At 70.5% G+C, this 14,088-nt stretch carries 14 protein-coding genes; 9 read left to right on the top strand and 5 right to left on the bottom strand.

What is annotated here, in order from left to right:
* Nucleotides 1-4 precede the first annotated feature (4 nt).
* From ABZ345_RS09150 to ABZ345_RS09135, 4 genes are all read right to left on the bottom strand, one after another.
* On the bottom strand, nucleotides 5-424 hold the full coding sequence (locus ABZ345_RS09150) for a S26 family signal peptidase (RefSeq protein ID WP_359844619.1): 420 nt from the start codon (nucleotides 422-424) through the stop codon (nucleotides 5-7).
* Nucleotides 421-2,247, bottom strand: a complete 1,827-nt coding sequence (locus ABZ345_RS09145) for an ABC transporter ATP-binding protein (protein WP_359844617.1) — start codon at nucleotides 2,245-2,247, stop codon at nucleotides 421-423. Before ABZ345_RS09145 ends, ABZ345_RS09150 begins: the two co-directional genes overlap by 4 nt.
* Nucleotides 2,244-2,750: a hypothetical protein gene (locus tag ABZ345_RS09140; RefSeq protein ID WP_359844615.1), complete on the bottom strand. Its 507-nt coding sequence runs from the start codon at nucleotides 2,748-2,750 to the stop codon at nucleotides 2,244-2,246. Before ABZ345_RS09140 ends, ABZ345_RS09145 begins: the two co-directional genes overlap by 4 nt.
* Before the next feature lie 68 nt (nucleotides 2,751-2,818).
* Nucleotides 2,819-3,025 carry a hypothetical protein gene (locus ABZ345_RS09135; RefSeq protein ID WP_359844613.1) on the bottom strand — a complete coding sequence of 69 codons (207 nt, stop codon included), beginning with the start codon at nucleotides 3,023-3,025 and terminating at the stop codon, nucleotides 2,819-2,821.
* 149 nt (nucleotides 3,026-3,174) lie between these two features.
* Between ABZ345_RS09135 and ABZ345_RS09130 the strand changes: the two genes are divergently transcribed.
* The 6 genes from ABZ345_RS09130 to ABZ345_RS09105 all read left to right on the top strand — a co-directional run bounded on the left by ABZ345_RS09130 (nucleotide 3,175) and on the right by ABZ345_RS09105 (nucleotide 10,082).
* Nucleotides 3,175-4,926, top strand: a complete 1,752-nt coding sequence (locus tag ABZ345_RS09130) for a BTAD domain-containing putative transcriptional regulator (protein ID WP_359844612.1) — start codon at nucleotides 3,175-3,177, stop codon at nucleotides 4,924-4,926.
* 165 nt (nucleotides 4,927-5,091) lie between these two features.
* Nucleotides 5,092-6,780, top strand: a complete 1,689-nt coding sequence (locus tag ABZ345_RS09125; protein WP_359844610.1) for a S8 family serine peptidase — start codon at nucleotides 5,092-5,094, stop codon at nucleotides 6,778-6,780.
* 73 nt (nucleotides 6,781-6,853) lie between these two features.
* A complete protein-coding gene (locus tag ABZ345_RS09120) occupies nucleotides 6,854-7,756 on the top strand; it encodes a LysR family transcriptional regulator (protein WP_359844608.1) in 903 nt (300 codons plus the stop codon).
* 69 nt (nucleotides 7,757-7,825) lie between these two features.
* The gene (locus ABZ345_RS09115) at nucleotides 7,826-8,821 is read left to right on the top strand and encodes a putative sulfate exporter family transporter (protein ID WP_359844606.1); all 996 of its coding nucleotides are present in this window, start codon (nucleotides 7,826-7,828) and stop codon (nucleotides 8,819-8,821) included.
* 9 nt (nucleotides 8,822-8,830) lie between these two features.
* A complete protein-coding gene (locus ABZ345_RS09110) occupies nucleotides 8,831-9,373 on the top strand; it encodes a cysteine dioxygenase family protein (protein ID WP_359844604.1) in 543 nt (180 codons plus the stop codon).
* A 67-nt stretch (nucleotides 9,374-9,440) separates the two neighbouring features.
* Nucleotides 9,441-10,082, top strand: a complete 642-nt coding sequence (locus tag ABZ345_RS09105) for a hypothetical protein (protein ID WP_359844602.1) — start codon at nucleotides 9,441-9,443, stop codon at nucleotides 10,080-10,082.
* Here ABZ345_RS09105 and ABZ345_RS09100 read toward each other — a convergent pair.
* On the bottom strand, nucleotides 10,066-10,683 hold the full coding sequence (locus tag ABZ345_RS09100) for a TetR/AcrR family transcriptional regulator (protein ID WP_359844601.1): 618 nt from the start codon (nucleotides 10,681-10,683) through the stop codon (nucleotides 10,066-10,068). The genes ABZ345_RS09105 and ABZ345_RS09100 overlap by 17 nt on opposite strands.
* Nucleotides 10,684-10,757: 74 nt before the next feature.
* On the opposite strand from ABZ345_RS09100, the gene ABZ345_RS09095 reads away from it, so the two are divergent.
* From ABZ345_RS09095 to cysC, 3 genes are read left to right on the top strand one after another with little or no spacing between them, the layout of a single operon-like run.
* The gene (locus ABZ345_RS09095) at nucleotides 10,758-11,423 is read left to right on the top strand and encodes a 3'(2'),5'-bisphosphate nucleotidase CysQ (RefSeq protein WP_359844599.1); all 666 of its coding nucleotides are present in this window, start codon (nucleotides 10,758-10,760) and stop codon (nucleotides 11,421-11,423) included.
* A complete protein-coding gene (cysD, locus tag ABZ345_RS09090) occupies nucleotides 11,420-12,307 on the top strand; it encodes a sulfate adenylyltransferase subunit CysD (RefSeq protein ID WP_359844598.1) in 888 nt (295 codons plus the stop codon). Before ABZ345_RS09095 ends, cysD begins: the two co-directional genes overlap by 4 nt.
* Entirely contained in the window at nucleotides 12,307-14,082 is a 1,776-nt protein-coding gene (cysC, locus tag ABZ345_RS09085; RefSeq protein ID WP_359844596.1) for an adenylyl-sulfate kinase, read from the top strand. The genes cysD and cysC overlap by 1 nt, the downstream gene beginning before the upstream one ends.
* Nucleotides 14,083-14,088 lie beyond the last annotated feature (6 nt).

Below are 14,088 nucleotides of genomic sequence, written 5' to 3'. Positions count from 1 at the left end.
CACGTCACCTCGATCCGAGCGGACGGAGCACCACGCCGATCAGCGCGTCCGCGTGGAGATAGCCGAGCCGCCGGGAGTCGTTGCTGCGCGCGAGGTTGTCCCCGAGCACGAGCAGGCTGTCCACCGGCACGCGCGGACCGGGCACCGGGATCCGCGGCGGCACGGGATCTCCCGGCACGGCCACCGCGCGTTTCACCAGGCGGCCGCCCGTCGGGTCGTCCGGCGTCGAAGCCTCCACCTGCACCACCACGACCTGGCCGGCGCGGACGCGGTCCAGCCGGGCCCGCCGGACCAGCAGCCGGTCGCCGGAGTGGTAGGTCGGTTCCATGCTCACGCCGTGCACCGTCACGACGAGCAACCGGCTGCGCAACACGAGCAACCACGCCACCACCGCACCGAGCACCGCCAGCGCCACCCAGATCATCCGGTCACCACCTCGTCGTATCCCGAAGCCTGCAGGCGGAAGAGCCGCGCGTAGTCCCCGCCGAGGAACATGAGCTCGTCGTGCGTGCCCTGTTCCGACACCTGTCCGCCGGTCAGCACGGCGATCACGCTCGCGTCGCGGACCGTGCCGAGGCGGTGCGAGATCAGCACGCTCGTCGCGCCCTCGCGGTGCCGGCGCAGGCTGCTGTGCACCTCGTGCTCGGCCTGCGCGTCCAGGCCGGAGCTGGGTTCGTCCAGGATCATCAGGTCCCTGCGGTCGCGCAGGAACGCCCGCGCCAGGGCGAGCCGCTGCCACTGACCGCCGGAGAGCAGCACGCCGGTCTCCGGGTCCTCGCGGTCGGCCTCGTCGACGAACATGCGCGACAACAAGGTGTCGTAGCCGCGGGGCAACGCCGTGACGACGTCGTGCGCGCCTGCTCGTTGCGCCGCCGCGACGACGCGTGCGCGATCGTCCATTGCGGACACCTCACCGAGGCCGATGTTCTCCAGAGCGGTGAGGTCGTACTTCATGTAGTCCTGGAAGACCGCGCCGATGCGGGCACGCAGCTCGTCGACGGCGAATGACCGGATGTCGGCGCCGTCCCACAGGATCGCGCCACGGCTGGGGTCGTAGAACCGGCACAGCAGCTTGACGATCGTCGACTTGCCCGCGCCGTTCAGCCCGACGAGCGCGAGCGAACGCCCGTGCGGGATCGTCAGGTTCACCCCGCACAGCACCCACGGCTGGTCGTCGGCGTAGCGGAACCACACGTCGCGCAGCTCGATCCCCTGGCGCAGCAAGGGAACCGGGTCGGTGGACACCGGCAGGTCCGGTGGCTGCGCCTCGATCTCCCGGTAGTGGTGGAACAACAGCACGGAGTGGTGCGCGGAGGCGATGTTGTGCACCAGGCTCTGCGACGCGCCCTGCACCCCGGCGATCGCGGCCACGAACATCGCGACGTCACCGATGGACAGCGATCCCGAGACGGCGAGCCACACCGACCAGATCAGCCCGGCCGCCGACACCAGCGCGGTCAGCCCGGCGAGCAGCCCGCGCACCCGCGCGTCCTGGCGGTCCTGGCCCTGCACCACGACGTGCGCCGCCGTCAGCTCGACGAGCATGCGGCGCCGGAAGAGGTCGCCGAGACCCAGCAACCGCAGCTCCTTCGCCGCGTCCAGGCTCGACAGCAGCTCCGCGTAGAACACCTCGCGCCGCTCGGCGGGCGTGATCGACCACATCACCTCGGCCCTGGCACGGCTCAGCCGCATGTGCGCGACCAACGCCGGCACCGCCGCGACCAGCACGATCACCGCCATGCCCGCGTTGAGCACCAGCAACGTGCCGAGGAACCCGGCCGTGGTGACGGCCGCCTGCACCGCGCCCAGCCCGTCGTCGACGAGCCGGCCGGGCCCGCTGCGGCCGGCCTGCTGCGCGAGCTGGAGCTTGTCGCGAAACCGCGGGTCCTCCATCCGCGCCAGCCCGGTGAGCCGGCCCATCGCCTGGTAGAGCCGGTCCATCGTGAGCACGGAAACCGCACGGTCCAGCCGTTGCTTGAGGTACTCCGTCACCACCGGGAGCAGGCCGCTGACCAGACCGGTCAACGCCAGCGCGACCGCCCACGGCACGAGCGCCGCCCAGCCACCGCCCACCGCGAGGCCGTCCAGCAGGATCTTGGTGCACCACGCCGCCGCCAACGGCACGACGCCGCCGAGCAGACTCAGCACGACGTACACCGGTGTGCCCGCCGGCGCGGCCGCTCGAGTCAGGCCGAACGCACTGACCAGCAGCGACAGCACCCGGCGAGCGCCGAGATCGGTGGTCACCGGGACGCGAGAGCCGGCAGCGCGGACATCTCCCAGCCGCTCGCCAGCACGGTGTCGGAGTCGTCGACCAGGCACACCGCCGGATAACCGGTGGTGCCGAACGCGTTGTGCAGTTCTCCGCCCATCTCCTCGACGACGACCTCGGCCACCTCACCGAGGCGCACGACCATGTCGGCGACCTCCTCGGCGGGTCCGGCGGCGACCGCGATGACCTTGCCGCGGTGGCCGGTCGCGTACTCGATGAACTGCGGCATGCGCTCCTTGCACGGTTCGCAGTTCGGCGAGAAGAACCCGACCAGCGCGCCGGAAACGTCCACATCGGACAGTGCGATGTGCGCACCGGCGGTCAGCATGATGGGCGGTTCCTCCGCCGACTGCTTCTCCCGCAGGTCGCGCAGCGCCTCGTTCTGCTGACGCAACCGCCTGATGATGCCGAAGCTCAGCAACAGGTCCAGCAGGCACAGGATTCCGACGACCACGACCGCGGCGGTGAGCACTGACATGGCAAGTCTCCGAAGCTAGAAGGAAGGGGCCGTGGGTGGCGAAACCCGCCGCCACCCACGGCGGTCGGTCACGCGCCGCAGGTCCGGAAGACCACGCAGGGTCCGCAGAACTCCTTGCACGCGCCGTTCTGCGAACAGCGCTGGCGGAAGTCACTGCGCTCACGGCAGTAGCAGTGCTTGTAGTACGGGTCCGGCGGGCAGGCCGCGCCCACGTCGACCTTGGCCACGAAAACACCGAGCAGCTTGTCGCTGAGCGACTCCAACGTCTTGCGCATGTATCGCGCTCCCTCAGTTCGTCCGCGCCGGGTGGCGTCGGTGGCGCCAACGTAGGAAAGCGACGTACACGGGGACGCCCAGCGCGCATACACGGCCGCGTGTATGCCGTGTCGGCGGTGTGTCAGCGGCCACAGACAGGATCACCGGCGTGTCAGTCGAGTTCAGGGTTCTCGGGAAGATCGAGGTGCGCGCCCGCGGCACGAACGTCGTGCTGGGGTCGCTCAAACAACGCCTCCTGCTCGCCACGCTGCTGCTCAACCCCGGCCGGCCGGTGCCGATCCGCAGGCTGGTCCGCGCGCTGTGGGCGGACGAACCGCCGATGTCCGCGGTGGCGAACCTGCGCACGTACGCCAACCGGCTGCGTCAGGTGCTGCCGGACGGCGCCGAGCGCATCGCGGGCAAGCAGGCGGGCTACCAGCTCACGCTGCGACCGGGCGAACTGGACCTGCACCTGTTCACCGAACGCGCCGAAGCGGGCAGGGCGGCGCTGTCCCGCGGTGACCACGCCGCGGCCGCACGGCACCTGGGCGAGGCGCTGTCGGCGTGCCGGGGCGCAGTGCTCGAGGACCTGGCCGGCTGCACCGCGCTGGCCGCGTCGATCGCACCGGTCGAAGAGCTGCGGCTGGCCGTCACGGAGGACCACTTCGACGCGCGACTGGGTCTCGGCGAGCACCACTCGCTGGTCACGCCGCTGCGCGAGTTCGTGGCCGAGCATCCGCTGCGGGAACGGCCGCGGGCGCACCTGGTGACCGCCCTGTACCGGTCGGGCGACCTGGCGGGAGCTCTCGCCGTCTACACCGACTACCGCGCCGTGATCGCGGACCGGCTCGGCCTGGAGCCCTCGCCCGAGCTCGTCCGGTTGCACCAGGCGGTGCTCGACCGCGACCCGTCGCTGACCGCGGCCGTCACCGTGCACGCTCCCGTCGGGCGCGCTCCCGGCGTGTGCGCTCCCGCCGTACCCAGAGAGCTTCCCGCGCCGTGCCGGTCGTTCGCCGGTCGCGGGCCCGAAGTGGCGCGCCTGCAGGCTTTGCTCGCCCAGGACACACCCGTCGTGGCCGTCGTGCACGGCCCGTGCGGCGTGGGCAAGAGCGCGCTGGCGCTGGAGGTCGCGCATCGCGTCGCGCCGGTGTTCCCTGACGGCCAGCTCTACCTCGACCTCCGCCGGGCGACGCACGTCCCGCACCGGCTGTTGCGGCACCTCGGCGTGACCGACGTGCCGCACGCGACGGACGAGGCCGCCACCCTGCTGCGATCACGGCTGGCGGACCGCGCGGTGCTCGTGGTGCTCGACGGGGCGACCGATCCCGCCCCGCTGCGCGACCTGCTGCCCGCGACCGGACCGTGCGCGGTGCTGATCACCAGCCACGCCCCGCTCCTGCTGGACGGCGCGACCCACGTGAAGCTCCCGCCTCTGTCCGATGTGGACGGACTGGAGCTGCTGACCCGGCTGGCACCGCACGTGGCCTCCGAACCGGCGGCCGCGGCCGAGATCGTCCAGTGCTGCCACGGAGTCCCGCTCGCACTGCACATCGCGGGCGCGCTCCTCGCTCACCGCCCGTCCCGTTCCCCGGCCCGGCTGGCCCGCCGACTGGCACCGGAGCGGCGCAGGCTGGCCGAGCTCAGCTTCGGCGGCGAGTCGGTTCGCGCGGCCTGCGCCACGGCGTTCAGCACTGTCCAGGACCCGCTCGCCACCGCCGCGTGCCGTCTGCTCGGCCGGCACGAGGTGTGCGACCCGGTCACCGCCGCCACCGCGCTGGGCTCGGGCGTGCTGGACGCCGAGGCCGCGCTGGACCACCTGGTCGACCTCGGTCTCGCCGAGTGGGGCGACGGCGACACCTACCGGCTGCCGGGCCTGATGCGCCTCTTCGCCGCCGAACTGGTCAGCACCGCACACGCCTGACGTGCGACGTTCGGCGTGAACCGAACGGAGCATTTCTGGAACCGCGCGTCCCGAATCCGTCCTGACCTCCTCTAATGCCGTGACGGGCCCCTGCACCCGCGCGACGTGCGCGGGCATCGCCCGCTAGAAGTTGGAGGAATCGTGTTCCTGGGTTCACGATCACGCTTGCGCGCCGCGGTCATCGCCGCGGCCGTGGGCGCCGGCGTGCTGACGGCGGCAACCCCCGCCGCGGCCGCGGGCACGCGCGCCTACCTGGTCATCACCGCGCCGAACGACACCGCGGCGGCCAAGACCGCCGTCACGGGCAACGCCGGCACGGTGTTCAGCAGCTACGACGCGATCGGCGTCATCGTCGCCCACTCCACCGCCACCGACTTCGCGACCAGGATGCGGACCGTTGCCGGTGTGCAGAAGGTCGGTGCCACCCGCACGTCGGACGTCCCGGCCGCGGCCGCCAACCCGGCGATCCCCGACGCGCCGGCACAGGCCACGCCGTCCGCGGACGAGCCCGTGCGTTCGGACATGAGTCAGATCGGCGCCGACAAGGCGTGGGCGATCAACCCGGGCTCGCCGAACGTCACGGTCGGCATCCTGGACACCGGCGTCGACGACCAGCACGACGACATCAAGCCGAACTTCGACGCGGCCAACTCCGCGTCCTGCGCCTACGGCAAGCTCGACACCCGCGCCGGTGCGTGGCGGGACGTCGACAAGCACGGCACGCACGTCGCGGGCACGGTCGCGGCGGCCAAGAACGGGCACGGCGTGGTCGGCGTGGCGCCGGGCGTCAAAATTGCCTCGGTCCGCGTCGCGGAGCCGGGTGCCGAGAAGTTCTTCTTCGCCGAGAACACCATCTGCGCGTTCGTCTTCGCCGGTGACCACGGGTTCGCGGTGACCAACAACAGCTACTACAGCGACCCGTGGCTGTTCAACTGCCCGGACAACGCCGACCAGGACGCCATCCTGGAGGGCATCAAGCGGGCCGTGGCCTACGCCGACGGCAAGGGCGTGCTGAACGTCGCCGCGGCGGGCAACGAGAACTACAACCTCGCGAACAAGACGCGGGACACGACGAGCCCGAACGACTCCACCCCGGTGCAGCGCAACATCACCAACTCGTGCCTGAGCATGCCGACCGAGGCACCCGGCGTCGTCATCGTCTCGTCGATCGGCTCGACGAACCGCAAGTCGGCGTTCTCCAACTACGGCACCGACAAGATCAACGTCGCGGCGCCGGGCGAGGCCGTCGTCTCGACCGTGCCCGGCGGCAAGTACGCCCCGCTCGACGGCACGTCCATGGCCTCCCCGCACGTCACGGGCGTGGCCGCGCTGCTCAAGTCGGCCAACCCCACGGCGACCCCGGCCCAGCTGCGCCAACTGCTGGCCACCCAGGCAGACGACCTGGCCTGCACCGACACCCGTTGCTCCGGCACCACGGCGAAGAACAACTTCTTCGGTGAGGGCCGTGTCGACGCGCTCGAAGCAGTCGGCCCCGGCACGCCCCCTCCCGGCAAGACGTTCGAGAACACCGCCGACGTGGCCATCCCGGACAACGGCGCGGCCGTGACCAGTTCGATCACGGTCTCCGGCGTGACGGGCAACGCCCCGGCCACGCTCAAGGTCGGCGTCGACATCATCCACACCTACCGCGGTGACCTGGTCGTCGACCTGATCGCCCCGGACGGGTCGGTGTACTCGCTGAGCAACAAGTCGGGCGGCAGCGCGGACAACATCCAGCAGACCTTCACGGTCAACGCGTCGAGCGAGGTCGCGAACGGCGTGTGGAAGCTGCGCGTCCAGGACGTGGCCAGCCAGGACGTCGGCAACATCAACTCCTGGAAGCTCACCTTCTAGGACCGGCACCTGATCGGACCGACACCTGATCGGCCGTCCATCGCGGACGGCCGATCAGGCATATCGTGCGAAAGTGCTCGATACCCGCCAGCTAGAGGTGTTCGCGACCGTCGCCAGGACCGGGTCGTTCAGCGCGGCCGCACGGGAGCTGCACTGCACCCAGCCGGCGATCAGCCAGCAGATGCGCGCACTGGAACGGCAGGTCGGCGGCCCGCTGTTCGTCCGCACGGGCCGCGGCCTGAACCTCACCGAGGCGGGCCGGATCCTGGCCGAACGCGGCACGGAGCTGCTGGACCAGCTGGCCGCGACCCACCAGCAGATCAGCGCGATCGCGGCGCACGACATCGGCACGATCCGCATCTGCGCGTTCCCCAGTGCCAACGTCTCCCTCGTGCCCTTCGCGGCCGCGATCCTGTCCAAGGAACGTCCCCAGCTGCGGCTCGAGCTCGTGGAGGAGGAGCCGCCGGACTCGTTCGCGCTGCTGCGGCGCGGCACGGTCGACGTGGTGATCAGCTTCAGCTACCGGGGTGAGCCCCTGGACGACGCCGCCGTCGCCGGGATGCTGCGGGTGCCGTTGATGCGCGAGCCGCTCGCGTTGCTGCTGCCCACCGGCCATCGGCTCGCCGGACGCGGGAAGGTGTCGCTCGCCGAGGCAGCGGAAGAACGCTGGATCGCCGGCTGTCCCCGCTGCCAGCGCGCTCTCCAGCAGGCCTGCGCCGAGGCCGGGTTCACCCCCGACGTCACCTGCTCGACCGACGACAACCTGGCCATCCAGAGTCTCGTCACGGCCGGGCTGGGCGTCGCGCTCGTGCCGCGGCTGCTGCTGTCGTTCCTGCAGCACCCCGGCCTGACCACGGTCGAGGTGGAGTCCGAGGCCGAACGCGAGACCGCCCTCTACACCTGGCCCGACCTGATCCGCCTGCCGCTGATGCGCGCCACCGTGGACGCGATGGTCTCCGCCGCGGCCAGGGCATAACGCAGGCTTATACGTACCCAAGGAATGGCCATCTTCTGCGCATAGCTCGCCGGGGTGATGGTTGCTCACATGGGCAGCATCAAGACCACTGCGCGCGCGATCGACTCACCGGTACCCGGCCTTGTGCTGGTCGCGGCCGGTGTCGCGGTCGCGATGGTCGTGACCTGGCTGCTTCCCTCGGTCAGCGCGCTGACGGCGGCGGTGCTGCTCGGAGCCGTCGTGGCCAACGCGGTGAAACTCCCCGTGGTCTTCAGCCCCGGCATCAAGCTCGCCGGACGCCGCCTGCTGCGCCTGGGCATCGTGCTGCTCGGGCTGAAGCTGGTCGTCCGGGACGTGCTGGCGCTCGGCTACGAGGTGCTGGCGCTCGCGGTCGTCGCCGTGGTGGTCACGTTCGTCGTGACCCGCTGGCTCGGCCGGGTGCTCGGGGTGAGCGAGGGGCTGTCGTTGCTGATCGCCACCGGGTTCTCGATCTGCGGCGCGTCGGCCGTCGCCGCCATGAACGGCGTGCGCGAGCAGGACGAGCAGGACGTCGCCAAGGCGCTCGGCCTGGTCACGCTGTTCGGTACCGTGGCGATGTTCGCGCTGCCCGCGTTGCACCCGCTCACCGGCATCTCGCCCGCCGCGTACGGGGTGTGGGCGGGCGGCAGCGTCCACGAGGTCGCCCAGGTCGTGGCCGCCGCCGGACCGGTCACCGGCGCCCTGGCCATCGCGGTCGCCGTGAAGCTGACCAGGGTCGTGCTGCTGGCTCCGATGCTCGCCGCGGTGAGCGTCGCCGAACGCCGCAGGTTCCCGGCGGCGGGCAGGCGTCCGCCGATCGTGCCGTTGTTCGTCGTGGGGTTCCTGGTCGCGGCCGCCGTGCGCGCCACCGGCCTGCTGCCCGCGTCCGTGCTGTCCGCGGCGACGTTCGTGGACAACCTGCTGCTGGCCGCGGGCATGTTCGCCCTCGGTACGGCCGTGAACCTGCGTTCTCTCGTCCGCTCCGGACTGCCCGCGCTGACGTTGGGCCTGCTGTCCACCGTCCTGATCTCACTCGTGGCGCTGATCGGAGCTTTTTTGATCATGTGAGGAGCAATCATGCCTCGTCTGCTCTCCCCCACCGCCGCCCTTCTCGTCGGCGCGGTCCGCACCGCCGTGAACGCGGGCGGCTCCGATGCCGCCGTCGCCAAGCGGGTCGCCAAGGCCCTCACCCGCCACCTCGCCGATCCGTCACTGCTGGACGCCGAGCAGCGCGAACCCGACCCGGCCGCCTACCGCCAGCACGTCCTGCACGTGGAGCCGGACGGCAGCTTCTCGGTCGTCGCGCTGGTCTGGTTGCCAGGTCAGGAGACGTGCATTCACGACCACGTGTCATGGTGCGTCGTCGGCACGTACGTCGGCGAAGAAGAAGAGACCACGTACCGGCTCGCGGGTGATCACCTCGTTCCGTTGCGGGTCAATCGCACTCCGCAGGGTGTGGCGTCGTACCTCGTGCCGCCGGGCGACATTCACAAGGTGTGCAACAACTCCAGTTCGGTCGCGATCTCGATCCACGTCTACGGCGCGGACATCGGCGTGCTCGGCTCGAGCATCCGCAGGCGCTACGAGCTGCCCGTCAAGCGTTCGAAGATTGCGAACTGAGTGCCATTTGGAGCAATTTCGGCATCCTCGGGTAACTTGCGGACACAACTTCAGCGATAGCAGGGACGTGGAACATCCCGACCTGTGGGCGATCGCCGCGGAGGCCCTCGAAGAGCACGAACGCCCTGAGGTGCGGGCCTGGCTGGCCGGAGTCGTCATCCAGCCCGGTCAGACCGAGCGACTCGCCAGGGGCGAGCGCGACGTGGTGTTCCTGCTGCCCGACCGGCTGGTGCTGGTGCGGCCCGACCCGTTCTGGGCGGGCGCGTACCCGAAGGAGCAGGTCGCGAGCGTCCTGGTCGTCGCAGGTCACGTCCAGGTCGAGGTGACCGGCAGCGACACCTTCGAGTTCTGGGTCGACGCGGAGCAGACCCCGCTCGAGCCGTTCCGCGAGGAGGTGGAGGACTGGCTGCGCCCCACCAAGAGCGGTCCCGGCCTCGGCGTCTTCGCGCTGGGCCTCGTGCTGGTCGTCGCGTTGCTCTTCGCGTTCGGGCCGGAGTTCGAGGGCGGGGACGACAGGCTCAGCACCAACTCGACGTGCGGTGACTTCATGTCGGCCGGTCTCGACGCCCAGGTCGACCTCCTCAAGCGGCTCTTCGGGCAGGCCGGCAGGTCGGACGAGGCGACCAACCCCGCCACGCTCACCGCGTCCCGCAAGGTCTGCGGGGAGAACGGGTCCGCGACGCTGGACTCGCTCATCGGGGGGAAATGACACCCCGCTCGATCGCACCGGTCGCGAACTCGATGAGATGCGCGGGCTTGACCCGGTTCGTCCGCGCGCCCTGGAGCAGCAGGTCGTCGGCCAGCCCGATCAGCGAGTCCCACACCCAGTGCGGCAGCGCCGGGTCGTCGACGAGCGTCTGACCAGACGCCTGCGCGGTCTCGTTCAGCGCCTTGGCGAGCGCCTTGATGGTCTTGCGGTAGTCCTGCGCGGACCCGGCGACCTCCTTGCCCTTGCGGCCGCCGGAGAGCACCTTCGCCTCCCACTGGGCGGCTGACCGGCCGAACCGTCGCCACAGCTCGGTGACCTGGGGCTCGATCTGCCTGAGCACACCCGCGACGCCGAGGCTGCGGTCGACCGTGTTCAGCGTGTGCTGCAGCTCGTCCAGGCGGCGTTCCATCAGTGCCGCGAAGACGTCCTCCTTGCCGGAGAAGTACTGGTACACGGTGCCGGAGCTGACTCCCGCGCCCACCGCGATCGCGCGCATGGTCAGGCCCGCGTACCCCTGCTCCTCGAGGATCTGCTCGGCCGACTGCAGGATGTCGCGCCGCCTGCCTTCCGCGTCACCCCAGGCCGTCTGCTCTGTGCTCACGATGCCGGATCCTACTTTGAACAACGTTCAAAAGCATATTGAACGTTGTTCGGTTTGGTTGCTACCGTCGGTGCATGGCGGAGACCGACGGTGAGTTGGCACAACGGTTGGCCACCGAGACAGGCCGGCTGCTGGTGCGCGTCCGGCCCGGTGACGGCGACCGGACGGCACAGAACTTCCTTGCCGCGCAACTGGAAGAACACCGGCCGGGCGACGCGGTGCTGTCCGAGGAGGCACCCGACGACCCGCGCAGGCTGGCCTGCGACCGGGTGTGGATCATCGACCCGCTGGACGGCAGCCGCGAGTACGCCGAGCTCGGCCGCACCGACTGGGCCGTGCACGTGGCGTTGTGGGAACGGGGCGAGCTCGTCGCGGGTGCGGTCGCACTGCCCGCGCTGCGACCGGTCCCCCGCGCTCCGCACCACCGGCCCAGAATCGTCGTGAGCCGCACCCGTCCACCCGAGTGCGCCGAGCGGATCGCCGCGGCGATCAACGGCGTGCTGGTGCCCATGGGCAGCGCGGGCGCGAAGACGATGGCCGTCGTGCGCGGAGACGCGGACGCCTACCTGCACGCGGGCGGCATGTACGAGTGGGACTCGGCCGCACCTGTCTACGTGGCTCGCGCGGCGGGGTTGCACGCGTCCCGGGCCGACGGCCGGCCGCTCGTCTACAACCAGCCCGACCCGTGGCTGCCGGACCTGCTGATCTGCCGTCCGGAACTGGCGGGGGTCCTCGCATGAACCACCTGGACACGCTGGAGGCCGACAGCATCGACATCTTCCGCGAGGCCGTGGCGGAGAGCGAACGCCCGGTGCTGCTGTACTCGATCGGCAAGGACAGCTCGGTGCTCCTCCACCTGGCGCGCAAGGCGTTCTACCCGTCGAAGCCGCCGTTCCCGTTGCTGCACGTGGACACCACGTGGAAGTTCCGGGAGATGATCGCGTTCCGGAACAGGGTCGCCGCCGAACTCGGGCTCGAGCTGATCGTGCACCGCAACCCCGAGTGCGTGGCGCTGGGCATCAACCCGTTCGACCACGGTTCCTCGCGGCACACCGACCTGTGGAAGACCCAGGGACTGCGGCAGGCACTCGACAAGCACCGGTTCGACGTCGCGTTCGGCGGGGCGCGGCGGGACGAGGAAGCCTCTCGTGCCAAGGAAAGGGTGTTCTCGTTCCGGACCGCGCAGCACCGGTGGGACCCGAAGAACCAGCGGCCCGAGCTGTGGCGGCTCTACAACACGCGGGTCGCGCCCGGCGAGAGCATCCGGGTGTTCCCGCTGTCGAACTGGACCGAGCTGGACGTGTGGCGCTACGTCGAGCGCGAGCGGATTCCCGTTGTGCCGCTGTACTTCGCGGCGCACCGGCCGGTGGTCGACCGCGACGGAATGCTGATCATGGTGGACGACGACCGGATGCCTCTGACCTCCCAGCCTCGTTCGGAGCTCGTCCGGTTCCGGACGCTGGGCTGCTACCCGCTGACCGGTGCGGTGCGCAGCGAGGCCAGGACGGTCGCCGAGATCGTCGAGGAGATGCAGGCCGCGACCACGTCCGAACGACAGGGGCGGCTGATCGACCACGACCAGAGCGGGTCGATGGAACGCAAGAAGCGGGAGGGCTACTTCTGATGGAGCTTCTGCGGTTCATCACCTGCGGCAGCGTGGACGACGGCAAGAGCACGCTGATCGGGCGACTGCTGTACGAGTCGAAACTGCTGTACGCGGACCATCTGGCCGCTCTGGAGGCCGATTCCCGGCGGGTGGGGACCCGCGGGGGCGAGCTGGACTTCGCGCTGCTGGTGGACGGGCTCGCCGCCGAACGCGAGCAGGGCATCACGATCGACGTCGCGTACCGGTTCTTCGCCACCGAGGCGCGGCGGTTCATCGTCGCGGACACTCCAGGGCACGAGCAGTACACGCGCAACATGGTCACGGGCGCGTCCACCGCCGATGCCGCGGTGATCTTGCTCGACGCGCGCAAGGGTGTGCTCAGCCAGACGCGGCGGCATGCGCGGATCGTATCCTTGCTGGGGATTCGGCGCGTCGCCGTCGCCGTGAACAAGCTCGATCTCCTGGGCTACTCGCGGGAGGTCTTCGAGGACGTCTGCGCTTCGTTCGCTGAGTTCGCCGCCGAGCTGGACTTCGCGGAGATCACCTGCGTGCCGATGTCCGCGACCGAGGGCGTCAACGTGGTCGGGCACAGCGAGCTGACGCCGTGGTACGACGGGCCGACTTTGCTGCAGTGGCTGGAGTCGGTGGCCATCGACACCGAGGAGGACGGGCCGTCGAGGTTCCTCGTGCAGTGGGTCAACCGGCCGGACGCGTCGTTCCGCGGCTTCTCCGGACGGGTGTTGCGCGGTGTGCTGCGGCAGGGCGACTCGGTTCGGGCCGGCGAGCGAACCTCCACTGTGGAGCGGATCGTCACGATGGACGGTGATTTGCCCGAGGCCCCAACGGGGTCGTCGGTCACCGTCGTGCTGGCCGATGACGTGGACGCGAGTCGCGGTGACGTGCTGGCGGCGGCCCAGGACCCGCCGGGCACCGCCGACTCGTTCCAGGCGAAGCTGGTGTGGCTGAACGAGACCGGGCTGCTGCCCGGCAGGCAGTACCTGGCCAAGATCGGCGCACGGACCGTCGGGTTCACGGCTACGAAGGCGTTGCAGCTCAACGAGATCGGTACCGACACCGTGCACTTCGACGCGCCCGTGCCGTTCGAGAGCTACCGCACCAACCGCGACCTCGGGTCGTTCGTGGTGCTCGACCGGCTGACGAACGCCACGGTCGGCGCCGGGATGATCGACTTCGCCCTGCGGTCGACGAACCTGCGCTGGCAGACGATGACGGTCGACAAGCGGGCAAGGACCGAGCGCAACGGGCACCGGCCCTGCGTGGTGTGGCTGACCGGGCTGTCCGGCGCGGGCAAGTCCACCATCGCCGACCTGGTCGAGAAGGCGCTGCACGCCGACGGCAGGCACACGTTCCTGCTGGACGGCGACAACGTGCGGCACGGGCTGAACAAGGACCTCGGGTTCTCCGACGCCGACCGCGTCGAGAACATCCGCCGCATCGCCGAGGTGGCCGCGCTGATGGTCGACGCGGGGCTGATCGTGCTGGTCTCGTTCATCTCGCCGTTCCGGGCGGAACGGGCGCTGGCGCGGGAACTCGTGGCCGAGAACGAGTTCTGCGAGGTCTTCGTCGACACGCCGTTGGCGGTCGCCGAGCAGCGCGACCCGAAAGGCCTCTACGCGCGGGCCAGGCGGGGTGAGCTGGCGAACTTCACCGGCATCGACTCGCCTTACGAACCACCGGAGAACCCTGAGCTGAGGCTCGACACCACGGCGTTGAGCCCCGCGGAGGCAGCCGAGGTCGTGGTGGACCGGCTTCGCACGCTCGGCGTCTGTTGAACGTTG

It is taken from the genome of Lentzea sp. NPDC005914 (assembly GCF_040629405.1).
Lineage (GTDB): Bacteria > Actinomycetota > Actinomycetes > Mycobacteriales > Pseudonocardiaceae > Lentzea.
The sequence above is the reverse complement of the archived record's forward strand: the minus strand, read 5'-3'. Positions and strand labels throughout refer to the sequence as shown.